The 19,360-nt window shown below is 58.8% G+C and carries 19 protein-coding genes and 2 pseudogenes; 17 read left to right on the top strand and 4 right to left on the bottom strand.

The features are described 5' to 3' along the window. Positions 1–55 precede the first annotated feature (55 nt). The gene (gene gntR, locus HNR59_RS19740) at positions 56–1,072 is read right to left on the bottom strand and encodes an HTH-type transcriptional regulator GntR (RefSeq protein WP_183832895.1); all 1,017 of its coding nucleotides are present in this window, start codon (positions 1,070–1,072) and stop codon (positions 56–58) included. A gap of 116 nt (positions 1,073–1,188) precedes the next feature. Here gntR and HNR59_RS19735 point away from each other — a divergent pair, with 116 nt between their 5' ends. The 8 genes and pseudogenes from HNR59_RS19735 to HNR59_RS21055 all read left to right on the top strand — a co-directional run. Continuing rightward, the gene (locus tag HNR59_RS19735) at positions 1,189–1,743 is read left to right on the top strand and encodes a gluconokinase (RefSeq protein WP_183832981.1); all 555 of its coding nucleotides are present in this window, start codon (positions 1,189–1,191) and stop codon (positions 1,741–1,743) included. A 4-nt stretch (positions 1,744–1,747) separates the two neighbouring features. Beyond that, positions 1,748–3,178, top strand: a complete 1,431-nt coding sequence (locus tag HNR59_RS19730; protein WP_183832893.1) for an amidase — start codon at positions 1,748–1,750, stop codon at positions 3,176–3,178. 118 nt (positions 3,179–3,296) lie between these two features. Continuing rightward, positions 3,297–4,619 carry an ABC transporter substrate-binding protein gene (locus HNR59_RS19725; RefSeq protein ID WP_183832979.1) on the top strand — a complete coding sequence of 441 codons (1,323 nt, stop codon included), beginning with the start codon at positions 3,297–3,299 and terminating at the stop codon, positions 4,617–4,619. Positions 4,620–4,722: 103 nt separating this feature from the next. Then, complete coding sequence (locus tag HNR59_RS19720) at positions 4,723–5,595, top strand: carbohydrate ABC transporter permease (RefSeq protein ID WP_183832891.1); 873 nt, start codon at positions 4,723–4,725, stop codon at positions 5,593–5,595. A gap of 32 nt (positions 5,596–5,627) precedes the next feature. Beyond that, positions 5,628–6,437: a carbohydrate ABC transporter permease gene (locus tag HNR59_RS19715; RefSeq protein ID WP_425488686.1), complete on the top strand. Its 810-nt coding sequence runs from the start codon at positions 5,628–5,630 to the stop codon at positions 6,435–6,437. Between the two features lie 11 nt (positions 6,438–6,448). Then, positions 6,449–7,471: an ABC transporter ATP-binding protein gene (locus HNR59_RS19710; RefSeq protein ID WP_183832887.1), complete on the top strand. Its 1,023-nt coding sequence runs from the start codon at positions 6,449–6,451 to the stop codon at positions 7,469–7,471. A gap of 258 nt (positions 7,472–7,729) precedes the next feature. Further along, positions 7,730–7,807: pseudogene (locus HNR59_RS19705) on the top strand (IS6 family transposase); the annotation flags it as partial. Then, positions 7,793–8,046 (top strand): annotated as a pseudogene (locus HNR59_RS21055) (hypothetical protein); the annotation flags it as partial. The pseudogenes HNR59_RS19705 and HNR59_RS21055, both read left to right, overlap by 15 nt. On the opposite strand, the gene HNR59_RS19700 reads toward HNR59_RS21055, so the two are convergent. Continuing rightward, entirely contained in the window at positions 8,043–8,951 is a 909-nt protein-coding gene (locus HNR59_RS19700) for a LysR family transcriptional regulator (protein WP_183832885.1), read from the bottom strand. The pseudogene HNR59_RS21055 and the gene HNR59_RS19700 sit on opposite strands and share 4 nt — an antisense overlap. 131 nt (positions 8,952–9,082) lie before the next feature. Between HNR59_RS19700 and HNR59_RS19695 the strand changes: the two genes are divergently transcribed. The 9 genes from HNR59_RS19695 to HNR59_RS19655 all read left to right on the top strand — a co-directional run bounded on the left by HNR59_RS19695 (position 9,083) and on the right by HNR59_RS19655 (position 17,542). Further along, positions 9,083–10,513 carry an aldehyde dehydrogenase family protein gene (locus tag HNR59_RS19695; RefSeq protein WP_183832883.1) on the top strand — a complete coding sequence of 477 codons (1,431 nt, stop codon included), beginning with the start codon at positions 9,083–9,085 and terminating at the stop codon, positions 10,511–10,513. Positions 10,514–10,589: 76 nt separating this feature from the next. After that, positions 10,590–11,360, top strand: a complete 771-nt coding sequence (locus HNR59_RS19690; protein WP_183832881.1) for an ABC transporter ATP-binding protein — start codon at positions 10,590–10,592, stop codon at positions 11,358–11,360. After that, positions 11,357–12,184, top strand: a complete 828-nt coding sequence (locus HNR59_RS19685; protein WP_183832879.1) for an ABC transporter permease — start codon at positions 11,357–11,359, stop codon at positions 12,182–12,184. Before HNR59_RS19690 ends, HNR59_RS19685 begins: the two co-directional genes overlap by 4 nt. 55 nt (positions 12,185–12,239) lie before the next feature. Continuing rightward, complete coding sequence (locus HNR59_RS19680) at positions 12,240–13,208, top strand: ABC transporter substrate-binding protein (RefSeq protein ID WP_183832877.1); 969 nt, start codon at positions 12,240–12,242, stop codon at positions 13,206–13,208. A 29-nt stretch (positions 13,209–13,237) separates the two neighbouring features. Next, the gene (locus tag HNR59_RS19675) at positions 13,238–14,842 is read left to right on the top strand and encodes an FAD-dependent oxidoreductase (RefSeq protein ID WP_183832875.1); all 1,605 of its coding nucleotides are present in this window, start codon (positions 13,238–13,240) and stop codon (positions 14,840–14,842) included. 17 nt (positions 14,843–14,859) lie between these two features. Beyond that, positions 14,860–15,168: a muconolactone Delta-isomerase gene (locus tag HNR59_RS19670; RefSeq protein ID WP_183832873.1), complete on the top strand. Its 309-nt coding sequence runs from the start codon at positions 14,860–14,862 to the stop codon at positions 15,166–15,168. A gap of 104 nt (positions 15,169–15,272) precedes the next feature. After that, the gene (locus HNR59_RS19665) at positions 15,273–16,238 is read left to right on the top strand and encodes a dipeptidase (RefSeq protein WP_183832871.1); all 966 of its coding nucleotides are present in this window, start codon (positions 15,273–15,275) and stop codon (positions 16,236–16,238) included. 52 nt (positions 16,239–16,290) lie between these two features. Next, positions 16,291–16,644 carry a Rid family hydrolase gene (locus tag HNR59_RS19660; RefSeq protein WP_183832977.1) on the top strand — a complete coding sequence of 118 codons (354 nt, stop codon included), beginning with the start codon at positions 16,291–16,293 and terminating at the stop codon, positions 16,642–16,644. A 409-nt stretch (positions 16,645–17,053) separates the two neighbouring features. Continuing rightward, positions 17,054–17,542 carry a thioesterase family protein gene (locus HNR59_RS19655; protein WP_183832869.1) on the top strand — a complete coding sequence of 163 codons (489 nt, stop codon included), beginning with the start codon at positions 17,054–17,056 and terminating at the stop codon, positions 17,540–17,542. A 55-nt stretch (positions 17,543–17,597) separates the two neighbouring features. On the opposite strand, the gene HNR59_RS19650 is transcribed toward HNR59_RS19655, so the two are convergent. After that, positions 17,598–18,533 (bottom strand): 3-hydroxyacyl-CoA dehydrogenase NAD-binding domain-containing protein, encoded by a 936-nt coding sequence (locus HNR59_RS19650; RefSeq protein ID WP_183832867.1) that lies wholly within the window; start codon positions 18,531–18,533, stop codon positions 17,598–17,600. Between the two features lie 50 nt (positions 18,534–18,583). Further along, on the bottom strand, positions 18,584–19,360 hold a 777-nt coding region (locus tag HNR59_RS19645), incomplete at its 5' end, for an electron transfer flavoprotein subunit alpha/FixB family protein (RefSeq protein ID WP_183832865.1).

The following is a 19,360-nucleotide window of genomic DNA, read 5'->3' as shown; positions in this document are numbered from 1 at the left end:
GCTGTTGACTTCCAGCGAGGGCCGTCAGTCTCCCCTAAGCGATGCGAGGATTATGCTAAGGGCGGAGTTTTTGGCTGCTCTGGCGGGCGATGAGTTCGAAACCGAGGTCAAGCAGGGGATTTTCGACCTGCCTGCCTTCGATCCTGTCGATCAGCATGCGTATGGCCTTTTCTCCCATCTCCTGCCGGAAAGTTCGGACGCTGGTGATCGAGGGGTTGGCAACGGCCATCATCTCCAGATCGTTGAAGCCGCAAATACCCATTTCGGAGGGGACAGGAATTCGGCGGCGCTGGCACTCGAACAGGACGCCCAGAGCAAGGTCATCATTGTTGCAGAAAACGGCATCCGCCCCCAGATCCCTGTCAAGGAGCAGGCCAAGCAACTCGCAGCCAAGCGTTACCGTGGAGGAGCGCGGCGTTGTAACAATCAGCCGCTCGTCAAACAGGCCGGCCTCCTCCAGCGCCTCTGTGTAGCCCAGCAGGCGTCTTTGCGTGCGCGGATCCATGCGCGCGCCAAGAAAGGCAATGCGCCGATACCCGCTCCCGACCAGATGCGAGGTTGCCGCATAAGCACCTTTCACGTGGGAAAACCCCACCATCATGTCCACCGGGCTTTCCCCGGTTTCCATGATCTGCACGACAGGGCAATTCGCCTGTTTCAGCAAAGCGCGCGATGCGACTGACTGGTCCGTGCCCGTAACGATAAGGCCGGAAGGCTTCTGATTGAGGAAAACCCGAAGAAGGTTTTCTTCTTCCAGATTCGAATAGCGGGTGTTTGCGAACTGGACATCATAGGTGCTGTCCTGCGCAACCGCGTAGATGCCGCGCAGCACATCGGCAAAGACATTGTTGGTCAGCGATGGAATCAGGATGCCGATCACATTGGTGCGGGCAGAGGCCAGCGCCCGCGCAGCCGGATTGGCCACATAGCCCAGTTCTTCAATGATCTGGAGAATGCGCTGGCGCACGTCGGCGGAAACCATATCCGGCCGCCGCAATACACGCGACACCGTGGCCGTACTTACCCCCGCCGCGGTTGCCACATCCGAAAGTCTGACACGCCCGTCGATCATCCGTCACCTCGGCTGAGGTTGTGGCATCGATTTTCGATTTTGAAAAGGCGTGTTGACAATGCAAGCGCTTACATTCACAAATGAGACCGAGTTCGTCGAAGGAGATTTGCGTGGGCATGACGCTGCCAGGCATCACTGTTGCAGACAGCAAAGCCCGCTACATCCTTATCATGGGTGTCAGTGGTGCCGGAAAATCGACGATTGGAAAGGCATTGGCCGACAAGATTGGCGGCTGCTTCGTGGAGGCGGACGATTTCCATCCTGCGGAGAACATACGCCGGATGTCAGATCGCGAGCCTTTAACCGATGCACATCGCTGGCCATGGCTGCAAGCGGTTGCAGAATCTGCAATCATCGCCATGGAGCGAACCGGCGGACCCGTCGTCATCGCCTGCTCCGCGCTGAAGCGCAGCTACAGGGATGTACTGCGCCAGATGCTGTCACCTCTGTTTATCATTCATCTGTCGGGGCCGATGGAGTTGATCCGGGCCCGTCTGGCCGAGCGGCAGACGCATTTCATGCCGGTCGAGTTGCTGGACAGTCAGCTTGCCACGCTTGAGCCGCCGCAGGCCGATGAGGAGGGCGCGGCGCTGTCGATAGACGGCAGCCAGGCGCAGATCGTGGCAAGGGCCGTGCAACTTGTCGGACACGGGCCGGCTGAGGAGGCGTGATCTCATGAGTGATGATATCTGGCGCTGGGGCGCGCGCGAGACGGCTGCCGCAATACGGGAGAAGAAGGTCTCCTGCAGTGAGGTTATGGAAAGTTGTCTGGCGCGCATTGCGCAGGTCAATCCTGCCGTCAATGCGGTCGTTGACCTCATGGAAGAGCAGGCGCGGTCGGATGCGCGTCGGGCGGATGCCGCACTCATGCGGGGGGAAGAAGCCGGAGCCCTGCACGGTGTGCCTGTCACCATAAAGGTGAACATCGACGTCGCGGGCAGGGCGACGACCAATGGCGTGGCTGCCTTTGCAGACCGCATCGCCACGGAGGATTCGCCGCTGGTGCAGAAGTGGCGGGCGGCGGGCGCCATTGTCGTCGGCAGAACCAATACACCTGCGCTGTCCTTCGGCCTGTTCACCAACAACAAGCTCTATGGGCGCACACTCAATCCATGGGACAAGACCGTGTCGCCGGGTGGCTCCAGCGGTGGCGCGGCGGTTTCCGTCGCTACGGGCATGGTGCCTCTCGCGCATGGCAATGACAGCGGGGGGTCGATCCGCTATCCGGCCTATTGCTGCGGAATCTCGGGAATTCGTCCCACCTTCGGTCGCGTTGCGCATTTCAGCGGCACTTCGCCTGCCGATCTGCCGATCATGTCGCAGCTGGCGGTGGTAAACGGGCCTTTTGCCCGTTCGGCCGGCGATCTGCGTACGGCATTGTGGGCAATGTCGGGCCACGATCCGCGCGACCCGTGGTCGGTGCACGAGCCTGTAAGCCGCGCTGGCGCTTCTTCGCCATGCAAGGTTGCGGTGTTGACGGAGCTGCCCGGCGTCGAAAAGGACGCTGAGGTTGTCACGGCTGTCCGCCAGGCTGCATCCTGGCTGCAGAAGGCCGGCTATGAAGTGGAGGAAATTGCACTGCCCCGCTTCGCCGAAGCCTCGGCTCTGCGGGATCGTCTGCTCATCCACGAAATCCGCCGGCATATGCTGGATCAGATCGAAGCGCATGCGCCGCCTGAGGAAATAAACGAAGCACATGCCTTGCTTGCGGCCACGCCGCACATCGATTTCGAACAGTTCCGTGAAGGGTTGGCGCGACGCACCACGATCATTCGCGAATGGCTCCTGTTCATGGAAACCTATCCGATCGTGCTGACGCCCACAGCATGGCGTAAGCCGCAGCCTGCCGATTTCTACGACCGGCCGGTCGCGCTCACCGAAGAAATGGTTCTTGAGCTGTCGCCATTGCACGTGCCGCCGCTGCTTGGCCTGCCTTCCATGGCTGTGCCGACCGGTCTCGTGGACGGAGTGCCGATGGGCGTTCAGCTGATGGCCTCGCAATTCGAGGAAGAGCGCCTGCTGGCCGCTGCGGAAACGATTGAACGGCATGTCGTGCTGCCGACGCCGGTTGATCCACAGTTCGCGGCAGGAAGCAGCCTGTCCTGAGAAGGACGTGAAAGTTACGGGCCCTTCAGGTTCGTGTCGGGAAGTCGTGCGACAGCGTGTCGGCGACCTCGGTGAGGTGGGACCGGTCAGGAAACCGGATAACAAGGAGGAAATAGCAATGCGTAAGTCTATTATTGCGTTCGGCGCTGCACTTGCTTTGGGTGGAGCGGTGTCATCTGCTTCAGCAGAAGAGATTGTGATCGCGACCGTCAACAATGGCGACATGATCATCATGCAGAAATTGTCGAAGGAGTTCGAAGATCAGACCGGCATCAAACTGCGCTGGGTGGTTCTCGAAGAAAACACCTTGCGTGAAAGGCTTGCCGCCGACATCGCCACCAAGGCGGGGCAGTATGACGTCATTTCGGTGAATTCCTATCAGACCCAGCTTTGGGCGAAGATGGGATGGCTGACGAAGCTGGACGATTTCAGCGCCAGCTACGACTATGACGACTTCATCCCGGCCACGCGCCAGAGCCTTTCGGTCGACGGGGTTATGTATGGAGCTCCCTTCTACGGTGAGAGCCTCATCACTTTCTACCGCAAGGATCTTTTCGAGAAGGCGGGCATCACGATGCCCGAAAAGCCAACACTCGATGATCTCGCGGGTTTCGCTGAAAAGATCACGGACCGGGAGAACGGCATCAATGGTATCTGCCTGCGGGGCAAGCCGGGCTGGGGCGAAAACACGCCGCTCATCACAACCTTCGTTTCCGCACTGGGTGGTGAGTGGTTTGACATGGAATGGAAGCCACGCCTGACCAGCGAACCGTGGCGTCAGGCTATGGACTGGTATCTGGATGTGATGAAGAAAGCAGGACCGGTCGGCGCCGCGACGAACGGCTACAATGAAAATCGTGTCCTTTTCAGCAGCGGCAAGTGCGGCATGTGGATCGACGCGACCGTGACGGCCGGTTACCTCCTCGACCCGAAGGAATCGCAGGTTTCAGACACCACCGGCTTTGCGCCATTCCCGGTTACGGACAAGAATCCGCAGGCTGCCGGCTGGAGCGGGGCCTGGGCTCTCGCTATCCCGGCAAGCGTGACCGACAATGCTGCGGCTGCAAAGAAGTTCATCGAATGGGCCACCTCAAAGGAATATGCTCGTCTCGTTGGTGAGCGCGAGGGCTGGCTTCTTGCTCCTTCGGGTACGCGCAAGTCGACTTATGCCCTGCCGGAATACCAGAATGTCGCCGAGCCTTTTGCGGACAAGGTACTGGCCGCCATCTCGGCAGTGAACCCGACAAAGCCCACCGTCAATGAAGTGCCCTACACCGGCGCCGGCTTCATCGACATCGCCGAATTCCAGGCACTCGGCACCACCATCGGACAGAACATCGCCGCCGCTTTGAGTGGCAGCAAAACTGCGGACGAGGCTCTTCAGGAATCACAGGCCTACGCGGAACGCACGATGGAGCGGGCCGGCTACTACAAGAAGTAGTAAATTTGCGGGCGGCCGGGAATCCGGTGATTTCCGGCCGCAGCGCCCCGCCGCAGGCTAAGTTTTGCGGCAGGTCAAGAAGCACCACAGGAGTGGATGAGCAATGGCTGGTTACCAGATGAAAAGAACAGCCCGGATTGCATTGGCACCGTCGGTGCTGCTGCTGATCGTGGGCATGATCGTACCGCTGGCAACGACCCTGTGGCTGTCTTTCCGGTTCTACAATTTCATGAACCCCACGCTTGGCGGGTTCGCGGGATTGAGCAACTACGAGTTTTTTCTGACAGATCCCGCATTCCTGCAGGCGATCATCAACACGCTCCTGCTGGTAGGCGGGGTTCTGGCCATCACGGTCATTGGCGGTATTCTTCTGGGGCTGCTTTTCGACCAGCCCATGTGGGGAAGAGGCATTGCGCGTCTTCTGATGATCGCGCCGTTTTTTGTCATGCCTACGGTTTCAGCTCTGGTCTGGAAGAACATGTTGATGCATCCCGGCTATGGCATATTTGCCTGGATTGCCATGAAGCTCGGACTGCCGCCGGTGGAATGGCTGAGCAACTATCCGCTGCTCTCGATCATTCTCATCGTCGCTTGGCAGTGGCTGCCGTTCGCCACGCTGATTTTCCTGACGGCATTGCAGTCGCTCGATCATGAGCAGCAGGAAGCGGCACGCATGGACGGCGCGGGTCCGTTCGACCGTTTCATCTACATCATCCTGCCGCATCTGGGTCGGGCGATCACCGTCGTCATCCTGATCGAAACAATCTTCATTCTGGCCATTTTCGCCGAGATCTTCGTGACCACCAGCGGAGGACCGGGCTATGCGTCGACCAATCTTCCCTATCTGATCTATGTGCAGGCGCTCATGCAGTTTGATGTCGGCGCGGCCTCGGCCGGTGCGATCATCGCTGTCGTTCTTGCCAACATCGTCGCCATTTTTGCGATCCGTCTTGCCGGACGGAACCTGACAGCCTGAGGAATGATGCGATGAAACATCGTCGTGACGTCATGGTAAGGGCCGCCACGACCGGCCTTGGCTGGCTGGTGGCGCTGCTGCTGTTTTTTCCGATCCTGTGGACGGTGCTCACAAGCTTCAAGACAGAGGTGGAGGCAATCGCCTTCCCGCCCGCCTTCTGGCCCGAAGGATGGACCCTTGAAAACTACTTTCAGGTCCAGGAACGATCCGAATATTTCAGCCACTTCCTCAATTCGGTCATCATATCACTGGGCTCCACGATACTGGGCATGATGGTCGCCATTCCCGCAGCGTGGTCGATGGCGTTTCAGCCCGGGCGCGGAACCCGTCATGTTCTGATGTGGATGCTTTCGACCAAGATGATGCCGGCTGTAGGCGCTCTCGTTCCGATTTTTCTGATCTTCAAAAGCGTTGGCCTGCTGGACAATCTCGTCGGGATCACGCTGATCCTGCTGATCGGCAACCTGCCGATCATGGTCTGGATGCTCTACACATATTTCAGGGAAATACCTTCGGATATACTGGAAGCTGCCCGAATGGACGGAGCGACGACCCTGAAGGAGCTCGTTTATGTGCTTCTGCCGATGAGCCTGCCCGGCGTCGCCTCCACAATGCTTCTCAATATCATTCTGGCGTGGAATGAATCGTTCTGGACCCTCAGCCTGACGGCGGTCAAAGCAGCCCCCCTGACGGCCTTTATCGCGTCTTATTCCAGCCCGCAGGGTCTGTTCTGGGCAAAGCTTTCCGCCGCATCCACGCTGGCCATACTCCCGATTCTTGTGGTCGGCTGGATAAGCCAGAAACAGCTCGTCCGCGGCCTGACCTTCGGCGCCGTCAAGTAGGAGAAAATGTAATGGGTTCGATCAAGCTTGAGAGCCTGAAGAAAGCGTTCGGCAGCCAGATCGTCATTCCCGATGCAAACCTTGAGATCGGGGACGGGGAGTTCGTTGTCTTCGTTGGCCCTTCCGGGTGCGGCAAGTCCACACTTCTGCGCCTGATAGCGGGGCTCGAAGAGCCGACCGGCGGGCGGATAGTGATCGACGGGCAGGATGTGACCAAAACCTCGCCGGCACAGCGCAAGCTCTCGATGGTTTTCCAGTCATATGCGCTCTATCCCCATATGACCGTCTATCAGAACATTGCCTTTCCGCTCAAAATGGCAGGAGAAAAAGCCGATCTTATCAGGAAGCGCGTGCAGGAGGTGGCAACGAGCCTCGATCTCCTGCCTTATCTGGAGCGTCGGCCCCGCGCCCTGTCGGGTGGACAGCGCCAGCGCGTGGCCATCGGACGCGCCATTATCCGGCAGCCGACCGGCTTTCTTTTCGACGAACCGCTCTCCAATCTGGATGCGGCTTTGCGGGTGAGCATGCGCATGGAGATTTCGGACCTGCACAAACGGCTGGGCAGCACGATGATCTATGTGACCCATGACCAGGTCGAGGCCATGACCATGGCCGATCGCATCGCGGTGATGAACGCTGGGCGGATTGAGCAGTTCGCCACCCCTCTCGAACTCTATCGGCGGCCGGCAAATCTTTTCGTGGCCGGTTTTATCGGCTCTCCCAAAATGAATTTCATCGAGGGACAAAAAGCCGACCTCTACGGCGCTCATACCATAGGAGTCAGACCGGAAGCCGTGGAATGGTCGACCACAAGCGGGAAATGGCAGGGCCGTATAGACAGGACCGAGCATCTGGGAGCGGAAACCGTTGCGTATCTTACCCTCGACAAGGGCGAGATCCTGACACTCAGGACATCGCTGAATGAAGAGCTTGTCGCGGGCCGGACAATTCACGTGTCTCCGCGGGAGAACAGCATTTATCGCTTTGATGCCAACAAAGCTGCAATCGGCTTCGGAAGCGGTCAGAACGTTTGAAGTTGCAGCTTTTCTCTTAACAGCGGCATCGAAACATGTGCTCAGTTGGTGCTTCTCATTGATTTCGCAAGGACTGCCGACTTTGTGGTGCCAGTCGGGGCGTTGTTGATTTCGGCGCGCGCGCCCCGCAGGGCGTCGCGTGTCGGGTTTGATGTCGTCACCCTGCCGTGACAAGCGTCAGACCGCGCGGTTGTGTTGCAAAATTTTTCGGCAATGGAGGGATGGCATGAGGTCGACGCCACTTCAGAAACCGATTTCATGTTCAAAGGCCGGCACCTTGATCGATCAGTGATCCTGCTGTGCGTGCGCTGGTATCTGGCCCACACGCTCATGCTGCTGGGCAGATGTCCTATGCCTTGCAACCGTCCATTCTGCACCTGACAAGATCAGTGCTGCACAGATGCCCCCATCGGGCATGGCATCTCGCCGACTTCATGGCGGCATACAAGTTTGCACGCAGACTGCAGAATCTAAAAGGCTTCACACCATACGAATACATCTGCAAGATCTGGTCCTCAGAGCCGGATCGATCAATCCTCAACCCGATCCACCAGATCCCGGGGCAGAACACCTAGCTGTTCCGTACTCGTGTGATTTCGAGGTCGGCTGCCCATTCAACCAGCAAAGCTTGCGTGGTTTCGATCAACATTCGTGTCGCGGGGGAGAGCTTTTTGCCGCGGCGTATATATACAGCGACCACCCGCGAGGCAGTCTTGTCCTCGAGCGGGACGAACCTGATCCCCCGCGGAGCGATCTGGCTTGCGAGCTGGGGGAGGACGGTTACGCCGACTCTGGCCGTGACAAGGGCGAAAGCTGACGACGCACTCGACACATGGAACCGGGCATTGTCGTGCATGCGGTTCAAGCCCTCGCAAGTGTGGCTATCATAGCTTTCGTTGCCGATAAAATCGTCGTCTGCGAGGTCTTCCCACCGGATAGGTCGTCCCAGATCGACGAAGCGATGGTCTTCTCGGCAAACAAGGGCGTAGCGGTCATGCATCAACGGCGTTGCTTCGACATCGGGGCGTGTGACGGTGATGCGGCCAAAGCCGACATCTACGAGTCCATCGGCCACCGTATCGGCCATCCTTGTTGAATGAACCTCCCGGACCATTGCCTCGAAATTGGTCCATCTGCTCTTCACGCGGAATATCGCCTCGGGAAGAACTGTCCCCGCAAAAGACGTTACCGAAGCCACAGTACAGCGGCTGACCTCGTGGCGCGCGAAAGCGCGAATGCTCGCACATGAATTATCGTAGTGCTTCAACACGTCACGCGCGGTCTCAACTGTAAACTCGCCTACCTTTGTGAGATGCGATTTGCGATCCTGCTCAAATAGCGCCGAGCCCACCGCGTCCTCAAGCTGCTTGAGGCCCATGGATACGGCAGATGGCGTTCGGCCGAGCCGTTCCGCAGCGGGTCGAATTCCCCCGCAATCGGCCACAAATATAAGAGTTCGCAAATTTGTGATGCTCAGCATGAGGCCCTCGGCATGTTCGATTCAACTGAACAAAAGTCCAGAAGTTTTAGTTTGACTGATCTTCGGTCGTTTGCAACCGTATAGTCACATTGCGTGGCCGAACCCTTAGGCCAGCTACGCGAGGAGGCTGGATGTCGAACTTGCTGAAATTCTATATCGACGGCCAATGGGTCGCGCCGATAGGTGCGGGCCGGATACAGGTCATCAATCCAGCTACAGAAGAATCAATAGCGGAAATCGCTGCTGGCGGCTCCGCCGATGTTGACCGCGCCGTGGCTGCAGCACGGCGTGCATTCGTTGCGTTTTCGGTCACTTCCAAGGATGAACGCCTGACGCTCCTGCGGCGAATACTGGAGGTCTATCAGGATCACCAGATGAGGATCGGCGATCTGATCTCCTCAGAGATGGGTGCCCCCATCGGGTTCGCGCGAAATGCGCAGGCCGGAACGGGGCAAGGACATCTCAAGAAGATGATAGAAGTTCTCGAAGCTTATACCTTCGAGATGCTCAATGGCACCACAATGGTTCGACGTGAACCGATAGGCGTCGCAGGGCTCATCACGCCATGGAACTGGCCGATCAATCAGATAGTCTGCAAGGTGCTGCCCGCGTTGGCTGCTGGCTGCACAATGGTGCTCAAGCCAAGCGAGCTGTCACCACTCAGCGGTATCGCTTTTACCGAAGTTCTGCATGAGGCGGGCGTTCCAGCCGGGGTGTTCAACCTTGTAAACGGTTCGGGCGAGGAAGTCGGCGAGGCCCTTAGCGCGCATCCCGACGTCGATATGATGTCCCTGACCGGATCGACGCGGGCCGGTGTCGCCGTATCGCGGGCTGCAGCAGGCACGATCAAACGTGTTACGTTGGAACTCGGCGGCAAGGCGCCCAACATTCTGCTGCCGGACGTCGATTTCGAAGATGCGGTACGACGCGGCACGCTGGCCTGCATGCGAAACTCCGGTCAGTCCTGCTCGGCACCGACGCGTATGCTCGTGCCGCAATCGCAGATGGCTCGCGCCGCGCAGATCGCAGCCGATGCAGCGAACGGACTACGCGTTGGCGATCCAAACGCGCCCGAAACCGATCTCGGTCCCGTGATCAGTAAAACGCAGTTCGAAAAAATTCAGGCCCTGATCCGCTCAGGCATTGAGCAGGGCGCGCGCCTGGTTGCCGGGGGTCCGGGCCGACCTGCGGATCTCAGTAAGGGATACTATGTCCGGCCAACTGTGTTCGCCGATGTTAAGACCGGAATGCGCATTGAACGCGAGGAAATCTTCGGCCCTGTGCTTTCTATTGTTGGTTACCGCGACGAGGATCACGCGATTGAGATAGCCAACGATACTGTTTACGGCCTGACTGGCTACGTTCAGTCTCGTGATCTCGACAGAGCGCGCGCTGTCGCGCGCCGCATCCGGGCAGGCAGCGTTCTCATCAACTATGCGCCGGTCGATTCAAACGGCCCGTTCGGTGGCTACAAGCAATCAGGTAACGGAAGGGAATATGGCATCTTCGGTCTCGAGGAATTTCTCGAGGTCAAGGGTATGGTCGGCTACGGAGACAGTTAATCCACCGCCTTCAAGGCGACTGCGCAGGCACAAATAATAATGGGGAACGATAGTGCCAATTACCAGAGAGACCAAGATGGGGCCAATCGTGGACCTGTCTGGAGTTCACAAGACATATATTACCGACAGCGGCGATGTTCACGCGCTCGACCCCGTTACTTTCAGCTTTGACAGGGGGCAGATTCTCAGCGTTGTCGGACCATCGGGCTGCGGCAAGAGCACCCTTTTACGCATCCTTGCGGGGATTGACACCCCCAGTGGCGGCAAGGCGGTCATCAATGGCAAGCTGGTAACCGGCCCCGTATCGGACATGGGTATCGTGTTCCAACGCGATCTCCTGCTCGATTGGCGTAACGTATTCAACAACGTGATGCTTCCGGCCGAGCTTGCAGGACGCCTCGACTCTGCAACGCGCGCGCGCGCTCTGGAGCTGCTGCGTGAACTGGGTGTGGGAGACTTCGCCAACCGATACCCTCACGAGCTTTCCGGCGGCATGCGTCAACGTGTGGCGATTGCACGTGCGCTGTTGCTCAAGCCTTCTTTGATGCTTCTGGATGAGCCGTTCAGCGCTCTCGACGCTATGACGCGGGACCAGATGAACGTGATCCTGCAGAGGCTTCAGGACCACGAGCAGGTGAGTACCATGCTGATCACGCACAGTATCGCGGAAGCGGTCTATCTGTCGGACCGTGTCGTGGTGATGTCGGCGCGGCCGGGACGTGTGCTCGACGTCATCGATATTGATTTCCCCAAACCCCGACCACTCAGCATCCGCGAGGAACCTGAGTTCGCGGCCATAGCCCGACGGATACGCGTACTATTCGAGAATGAGGGGGTTCTGGCATGACGAGCGACACCGCAACCCCCACTGTCCCAAAGGTTTCCGCCATTGCGAAGGCGCGGCATCGCCGCACCCGGATGCGCAATGCCTTGCTGCCGCTCGCAAGTGCTCTCGTTGGCATTGTGCTGTGGGAGGCAATCGTCCGGTGGCTGGCCATTCCCGGATACCTGCTCCCTGCCCCCACCGCCGTACTGTCGGCGATGGTCGAGCGATGGTCATACCTGATGACCAATCTTGGTTACACGGCGCTCGCAGCAATGTCGGGTTTCTTTATCGCCCTGGTGCTGGGTGTCACGCTCGGTATCGCCATCGCTGCGTCGCCAATCGTCGACCGCATCATCTACCCGTGGCTGATCATCTCTCATGCTGTCCCGAAGGTAGTCGTGGCTCCGCTGATGCTTGTCTGGATAGGCTTCGGCCTTAAGAGCGGTATCATCTTCGTTATCTTTTTCACGTTTTTCACCATCGTCGTAAACACGGTAATGGGGCTCAAATCGGCAGACCCTGACCTGCTGCATCTTGTCCGTGCGATGGGCGCGGGGCGACTGCGAATGATGCTGAAGATCAAGCTGCCAAACGCTCTGCCAAACATATTCACCGGCATCAAGCTGGCTGCGACGCTGGCGCCGGTGGGGGCGGTAATTGGCGAGTTCGTCGCTTCGAACCGGGGTCTCGGCTATGTCCTGATCCAGGCTGTCGGCAGCATGAGCACGGACCTGGCCTTTGCTGCAGTCATCATCGTTTCCAGCTTCGGCGTGGCCGTCTGGTACCTCGCCGAGCTTGTCGAAAAGAAGTGTATCCCCTGGCACGCCAGTCAGCGCGGTCAATAACGAGGAAGCCCGGCTCCGGGCTCACGCACCACAATTTCACAGGAAAGGAAACTTCATGCTTCGCATTTCCGCTTACGCCATCGCAACGTTGGCCCTCGTTCAATCAGCCTTCGCTCAGGACACGACGGTGCGTCTAGGTCTCGACTGGGGTTATCTGCCCTATCACGCTCCGCTCGTTATCGGGATGCAGGAGGGCTACTTCAGGGATGAGGGCATAGACCTCAGGTTCGAGCCGGGTCGAGGCTCTGCCACGACTGCGATCATGCTCGGCGAGTCCAATTACGATATCGCCCATGTCAACACGACTAACGCCGCCGTCGCCATTTCGAAGGGCGTTCCGATCAAGACCGTCGCGGTTTACCAGACCAAGACAGCCGCATCGTTTATCGGCCTCGCCGACAAGGTCAAACTGGACGGTGTGGATGCAGTCAAAGCCTATAGCATTGGAAGCACGCCCGGTGGTTCCGATCAGCTCAGCCTGCGCATCTTCAAAGCGGTGAACAAGATCGGAGACAACGATCTTAATGTTGTGTCCCTTGATGCCAACGCAAAGCAGGCGGCTCTTCTTTCGGGAAGCATCGATCTGATCAGCGGTGACGGCTTTGCTTACGCGGCCATCGTGCGGGGAGCCGGCAAGCAGCCAGCGCTTTTCTCTTTGGCTGATCACGGTGTGCCGCTTCTTGGCTTTGGCTATTCGGTCAACAAGGATTTTGCGGAAAAGAACCCTGAGGCAGTGAAGGGTTTCCTGCGCGCGGTCAAGAAATCCTGGCAGACGGCTGTCGCCGATGTGCCTGCGGCCTGTGAAAAGGCTCGGGCCGAACTCAACCTCACCCATTCGCAGTCCGCATGCGAGGATTATTTCAGTGGCCTGATCAGCCTGTCGGTCAGCCCCTCAGATGCGAGCTGGGGACAGCAGACCGATGAGATGTGGAGCAAATTGCTCGGCACCCTGAGCGAGGTTGGCGAGGTGGCTCCCGGATACACCGTGTCCGATTTCTACACCAACGAGTACCTGCCCCAGTAGCGCCCAGCGGCAGATCAAAGGACAGTTCTGTGAAGAACCCCGATGTCATCATTATAGGCGGTGGACACAACGGCCTCATTTGCTCGGGCTATCTGGCTCGGGCCGGGCTGGAAGTGCTGCTGCTTGAGGCAAGCGACCGCGTCGGCGGTCCCGCTGCGACCAGGGAGTTCTTCCCGGGATTTTCATCCTCGATTGCCAACTCACCTGGCTCGCTGGAGCCAAAGATACTCGCGGATTTCGAACTGGAGAAGCACGGTTTGCGGTTCGTGCGTCCAGATCCAACACTGGTGCATCCGCTCCCCGAAGGACGATTGTTCGTGGGCTGGCGCGAACGCGAGCGCGTCGATGCTCAGATCGACAGCTATGCTCCCGGTGAGAGCAAGCGTTATCACGCAGTCTTCGACTACCTCAATCGCTTTGCCGAGCGTCTTGGCATCTCGGTATTTCGAGAACCACCGACACTTCAGGAACTGACGCGCAATCTGCGCACGGTCGAAGACGAAGAGATGTTCTCGCGCATCTTCTTCGGAAGCGTGCGTGGTCTCTTCGAACATTTCGATCTGGCGCCGGAGACGCAGGCTATCATGGGGCCACTGTCGGTCGTCAGCGGGCTGGTCGGTCCATCAACGCCGGGTACGCCGTTCAATCTGATGATGCGACCACTGTCGCTTGCTTCGCTGAAAAGCGAAACAGCTGACGATCCCCGGCGGATGCCGCTCAGGGGCTCCACCGGGCTGGCGGTTGGCGCGATGGGCGCAATCGCAGATGCCATGGCGCGGTCTGTGGAAGCGTCAGGTGTAAAGATTCTGCGCGAAGCTCGCGTAACGTCGATCGAGGAGACGAAGCAAGGGCTGGTCGTCAGACTTGAAGATGGCCGTACCTTCAGTGCGCCGCTTGTGGTCTCGGCCGCCCATCCTCATCTCACGGTCAAGCTCGTCGTTTCCGACAATCCGGAGTGGAAGCCAATCAGGCAGGGGATGGCTCAGACCCCGCCGGCCGGCAGCGCCTTCAAGATTGTACTGGGCCTGGGTGACATGCCGCGCTTCGCTGCCGCGAAGAATGAGGAAGAGGCCCGCCAGCTTGCAACCGCGCAGTTGCGAATTGCGCCGACGCTGGGTTATTTGGAAGACTGCCATGCGGATCTGGCTAGGGGGAAGATGCCGTCGCGACCCCTTATCTGGTCGCTGTGCCATTCCATGACGTCGCCTGCGCTGGCTCCGGAAGGCAAGCACGTCCTGAGCATCAATCTTGGCGGACCGCCGCACAGGGGTGGCCGGGAACCGGTTGCGGTCGACAAGGACGCGGTGGTCAAGACCGTCGTGGGCCTGATGTCAGAGTGGATTCCAAATCTGCCCGGCATTGTCGAGCATTATGCCTGCATCGATGCATCAACCTTCGAGAATGAGTACGGCCTGTTCGGCGCGAACATCGCGCATGTCGACATGATGCCCATCAACCAGTTCTGGATGCGGCCCTATCCCGGACTACATCGCTATCGAACCCCGACGCCGGGGCTTTATCTGAGCGGTGTTGGCACATGGCCCGGCGCCTATTTCTCGGGGATTCCGGGACACAACACGGCTCAGGCAGTTCTGGCCGACCTTGCCGCGCGTCGCGTTTCGCAAACCGCCTGATTGGAGATATTCTGTATATGGCAAAGGAAAAGCTCGTCGAGTTCCTGATCAACATCTCGTTTATCGGCCCTGTTGGCTGGTCCGAGGAAGATGTTGCGGCGCTGGTGACCAGGGAGCGAGCTCACGCGGCGGAACTGGCCAGGGAAGGCTACCTCGTGCGGATGTGGCGCGTGCCGGGCCGCCGCGAGAATTGGGGTCTGTGGCGCGCGCGCGACGCGACGCATATGCACGAGATCATCTCGGGCCTTCCATTCTGGCCCTACATGCAACTCACAATTCACCCAATGGCTTCCCATCCGGTAGACCCGCTCCGCTTTGGAGCATGATCCGGTGCATCCCGATCACGCTATCCGGATCAATACCAGATGGATGAAGCGATCTGTCCGCCATTCCGGCCATGCTCTGGCGCAACTTCCTTTGAAAGACGAACATGTTGATTGATGCTCTGCAGTGCGGCGAATTTGACCGCAGCGTTTTCGAAACCCTTTCACGGGGCGGCTACACCTGCGTCACGCCGACTCTTGGATTCTGGGAAGGCACACTCGAATCCATGGACGCGCTGGCGCGGTGGCGTGACATGGAACGGGAGAATGCCGATCTCATCCGCATCATCCGCAGAGCCGACGACATCCGGGCCTGCGAGGCTGATGGAAAGGTAGGCATCCTGCTGGGCTATCAGAACACAAACCTGCTCGAAGATCGCATCCGTTTCATCGAACTGTTCGCCGACATGGGCACGCGTGTGATGCAGCTTACATATAACAACCAGAACGAACTGGGTGGCTCGTGCTATGAGGACAATGATAGCGGCCTCAGCCGCTTCGGACGCGAGGTGGTGCAGGAAATGGCGCGGGTTGGGGTTGTCGTTGATTGTTCCCACACCGGAGACCTGACAACTCTGCACGCGATCGAGCACAGCCCCAAGCCGATTGCTGTGACGCATGCCAATGCCTCGTCCATCTTTCCCCACAAACGCAATCGTAGCGATGCCGTGCTTAAGGCACTAGCTGAGACCGGGGGTGTGATAGGCTGCGCAGCCTATCGCAACATTACACCGGCTGACGCCTGCGCGACCGTGCGCGGCTTTGCGGAAATGGTTGCCCGAACTGTGGAGATCGCGGGCGTCGACCATGTCGGCATCGGCACCGATTACAGCTACAAGAACGACGATAATTTTCGTGAATGGATGCGCAAGGGCCGCTGGACCCGCACGGTTCAGTATGGCGCGGGTTCTGTCCGGACTCCCGGCGCAGTCGCCAAACCCGACTGGCTTCCAGGACCAGAAAACCTCAAGGATCTTGTGCCTGCATTGCGCGGCGTTGGCTTTTCCGCGGAGGAAACCGACAAGATCATGGGGGGCAACTGGTTGCGTCTCTATGAAACGGTGTTCGGCTGAATTCCGCCTCTTGCAACCAGATCAGCATTTCCAACAGCAACTGGTCAAAACAGTGACAGATATCTGCAAGATCAATCCGAGCGAACGTTCCAGCCCCATCGTGATTTACAACGGAATGGTATTTCTGGCCGGGCAGGTCGGTGCGGCGGGAGAGTCGGTGACACGACAGACAGAGGCGATCCTTGCCAGGATCGACATGCTGCTCGCGGAAGCCGGCACCGATAAGTCGCGGCTTCTCCAGGCAACGATATGGCTTGCCGACATCAGCACGTTCGAGGAGATGAACGCAGTGTGGAACACGTGGGTCGCCCCCGGTAAGCCGCCCGCCCGGGCAACCGGCGAAGTAAAGCTCGCATCAGAGGCCTACCGCGTCGAGATCATAGTTACCGCCGCTACAGCAGCCTAATGCTTAGGCGGTGTGGACTGATTTGAACCAAGATGGATCCGGTCGCAAGGGCCAGGATGGATGAGAAGTTGCTTGGTCTTCACGCAGCGTAGCGCGACGTGAATCCACACGCTGTTCCACTTGCCGAACCGCTCCGGCAGAGCCCGCCATGTGATGGTGTGGTTGGTAAAATGGTGCAGTGCTTTGAGGAAAATCCGATCGTTGCGACCCTTGTCGCCGCGCCGTGGCAAGGAGGCCTGAACACCTCCAGTGACATCCAGCCCTGACCACTAAACCAACCACTTCATGAGGTTTATAAGCCATAGCTCATGAAGGATCACTTTTCAGGGCAGACCATGTGGATGAAAGCCTGGATGTCAGCTCCGTCTCGATCTTGCCTTCGACAAAATGTTTAATTATATAAACAAATATGAGCCAGCTTTCGCGACCCATCACGACCGTTTCGGAAATCAATCCTGCGTGGCGGGATTACAATGGCCATGTCAATTACGCGGCCTACGCGATGGCAGCGGATCCGGCCATCGATGCGGTATACGCTGATGCTGGATTGGACTGGCATTATCGAAAAAGCTGCAATCGTTCGGATTATGTTATCGAAAGCCGCTTCTTTTATCTGCGCGAGATCCGTTCAGGCAAACACATTGAGGTTCACGCAAGGCTGGTCGACTTCGACAGGAAACGCACGCATATCTATTGCGAAATCCGCGATCCCGATAATGACTGGCTCTCGGCAGTGGCGCATATAATATCGCTGCATGTCGATTCGGCGCTTGCCCGGAGTGTGGAGTTTGAGGATTTTGCGCTTGAACGGTTCGCTGAGATGAAGGCGCAGCATGCGCTTCTTCCCCAGGTCGATATTTTCGACGGAACGGTCGTGCTCAAGCGCCGGATAGGTTAATCACGACAGTACACGGACATATGCCCTCCCTGGAGGGCATATGTAACATGCTTTCTCATCCGGTTATGTCGAGCGCAGAAGTGGCCTTGAGGAGGTTGACCAGCGCTTCGTCGCGTCGCGTCGCAACCTCTGCAACTGAGCGTTTCATGAAAAAGGCCTCGGCCTGTGCAATGACGGTTTCGCGCAATTCGTCGGTCATCTCGGGTTGGCCAAGTTCATTCCAGCTTGTCGCAATCTCTTCCTCGAATATCTCGAAATAGCGCCGCATTCCCGTACCGCCGCCAAGCGCATAGGTCAGAAATGGTCCCATGAAGGCCCAGCGCAGACCGGGGCCGTAGCGCATGGCATTGTCGACGTCTTCGACAGTTGCCGCACCCGTCTGTATCAGATGCATGGATTCCTTAAAGATGGCGTTCTGGAGCCGGTTGGCAATGTAGCCGGAAATCTCCTTTGCGAGCACCAGCGGCTGCTTCCCGATCGCGCGGTAGAATGTTTCTGCGCGCTCAACAGCCCAGCCGGCGGTCTTCGGCCCTGCCACGATCTCGACCAGAGGTATCAGATAGGGTGGGTTGAATGGATGCCCGACGAGGCAGCGTTCGGGGCGGGTGCAGGCTGATTGCAGGCGCGAGACGAGCAGGCTCGATGAGCTGGACGCGATTATGGCATCCGGCGGAGCGGCGGCATCCATGTCGGCGAAAAGCCTGATCTTCAGATCCTCGTTTTCCGGACCGCTCTCCTGAACGAAGTCGACGCCGTCGAGCGCTTCTCCCATGCTGGCAGCAAGAATGATTTCCGGAATGGTTTCGGATAAGGAGCCATCCAGCTCTCTCAGAACCGGCCAGGCTGCGGAGATTCGCTCGGGCAGGCGGGCGAGGCTTTCCGCTTGTGGATCGAAGGCGCGAACGTGAAGGCCGCGCGAGAGGAAATAGGCAGCCCATCCCGCGCCTATGGTGCCGGTTCCGACCACGGCAATAGTCTTGATGTGGGTCATTTCAGCTCTCTGTGAATGGTGTCATTCATGGATGCAGCAAAGTCTCATTGTCAAAGCGCCTTTTGGAGCTCTGGGATGATGGTGAAGAGGTCGCCGACGATGCCGTAGTCGGCGACCTGGAAGATGGGGGCTTCCTCGTCCTTGTTGATGGCGACGATGACCTTGCTATCCTTCATGCCGGCCAGATGCTGGATCGCACCGGAGATGCCGGCGGCAATGTAGAGCTCGGGCGCGACCACCTTGCCGGTCTGGCCCACCTGCCAGTCGTTGGGCGCATAGCCGGCATCGACGGCGGCGCGCGAGGCACCGACGGCGGCACCCAGCTTGTCGGCCAGCGGCAGGATCACTTCCTGGAATTTCTCGGCCGAGCCCAGCGCGCGGCCGCCCGAGATGATGATCTTCGCGGATGTCAGCTCCGGACGGTCGCTCTCCGACAGCTTGTTCTCCACGAAGGACGACACGCCCGGATCGGAGGCGGCCGAAACGCTCTCGACCGCGGCCGAACCGCCCTCGGGCGCGGCCTGGAAGGAAGCCGTGCGCACGGTCACGACCTTCTTCGCATCGCCCGACTGCACCGTCTGGATGGCGTTGCCGGCATAGATCGGACGCTTGAAAGTGTCGGCCGACACGACCTCGATGATCTCGGAGATCTGCGCCACGTCGAGCAGCGCCGCCACGCGCGGGGCGACGTTCTTGCCCGACGAGGTCGCCGGCGCGACGATGGCGTCGTAGTTGCCGGCCAGGGAAACGATCAGTGCCGCATACGGCTCGGCCAGACGCTCGGCCAGTTCGTCGGCCTCGGCCAGCAGCACCTTGCGCACGCCCTT

The sequence above is a fragment of the Aquamicrobium lusatiense genome, from assembly GCF_014201615.1.
GTDB lineage: Bacteria > Pseudomonadota > Alphaproteobacteria > Rhizobiales > Rhizobiaceae > Mesorhizobium > Mesorhizobium lusatiense.
Note: the sequence above shows the minus strand (reverse complement) of the source record. Positions and strands in the feature narration are given on the sequence as shown.

Bases quoted from the DNA above. Each gene is read 5' to 3' on its own strand.
- HNR59_RS19735 (WP_183832981.1), top strand. From the start codon at position 1,189: ATGACGCTGCCAGGCATCACTGTTGCAGACAGCAAAGCCCGCTACATC.
- HNR59_RS19690 (WP_183832881.1), top strand. From the start codon at position 10,590: ATGGGGCCAATCGTGGACCTGTCTGGAGTTCACAAGACATATATTACC.
- HNR59_RS19715 (WP_425488686.1), top strand. From the start codon at position 5,628: ATGGTAAGGGCCGCCACGACCGGCCTTGGCTGGCTGGTGGCGCTGCTG.
- HNR59_RS19720 (WP_183832891.1), top strand. From the start codon at position 4,723: ATGGCTGGTTACCAGATGAAAAGAACAGCCCGGATTGCATTGGCACCG.
- HNR59_RS19665 (WP_183832871.1), top strand. From the start codon at position 15,273: ATGTTGATTGATGCTCTGCAGTGCGGCGAATTTGACCGCAGCGTTTTC.
- HNR59_RS19695 (WP_183832883.1), top strand. From the start codon at position 9,083: ATGTCGAACTTGCTGAAATTCTATATCGACGGCCAATGGGTCGCGCCG.
- HNR59_RS19650 (WP_183832867.1), bottom strand. From the start codon at position 18,533: ATGACCCACATCAAGACTATTGCCGTGGTCGGAACCGGCACCATAGGC.
- HNR59_RS19700 (WP_183832885.1), bottom strand. From the start codon at position 8,951: ATGCTGAGCATCACAAATTTGCGAACTCTTATATTTGTGGCCGATTGC.
- gntR (WP_183832895.1), bottom strand. From the start codon at position 1,072: ATGATCGACGGGCGTGTCAGACTTTCGGATGTGGCAACCGCGGCGGGG.
- HNR59_RS19685 (WP_183832879.1), top strand. From the start codon at position 11,357: ATGACGAGCGACACCGCAACCCCCACTGTCCCAAAGGTTTCCGCCATT.
- HNR59_RS19670 (WP_183832873.1), top strand. From the start codon at position 14,860: ATGGCAAAGGAAAAGCTCGTCGAGTTCCTGATCAACATCTCGTTTATC.
- HNR59_RS19725 (WP_183832979.1), top strand. From the start codon at position 3,297: ATGCGTAAGTCTATTATTGCGTTCGGCGCTGCACTTGCTTTGGGTGGA.
- HNR59_RS19655 (WP_183832869.1), top strand. From the start codon at position 17,054: ATGAGCCAGCTTTCGCGACCCATCACGACCGTTTCGGAAATCAATCCT.
- HNR59_RS19730 (WP_183832893.1), top strand. From the start codon at position 1,748: ATGAGTGATGATATCTGGCGCTGGGGCGCGCGCGAGACGGCTGCCGCA.
- HNR59_RS19680 (WP_183832877.1), top strand. From the start codon at position 12,240: ATGCTTCGCATTTCCGCTTACGCCATCGCAACGTTGGCCCTCGTTCAA.
- HNR59_RS19710 (WP_183832887.1), top strand. From the start codon at position 6,449: ATGGGTTCGATCAAGCTTGAGAGCCTGAAGAAAGCGTTCGGCAGCCAG.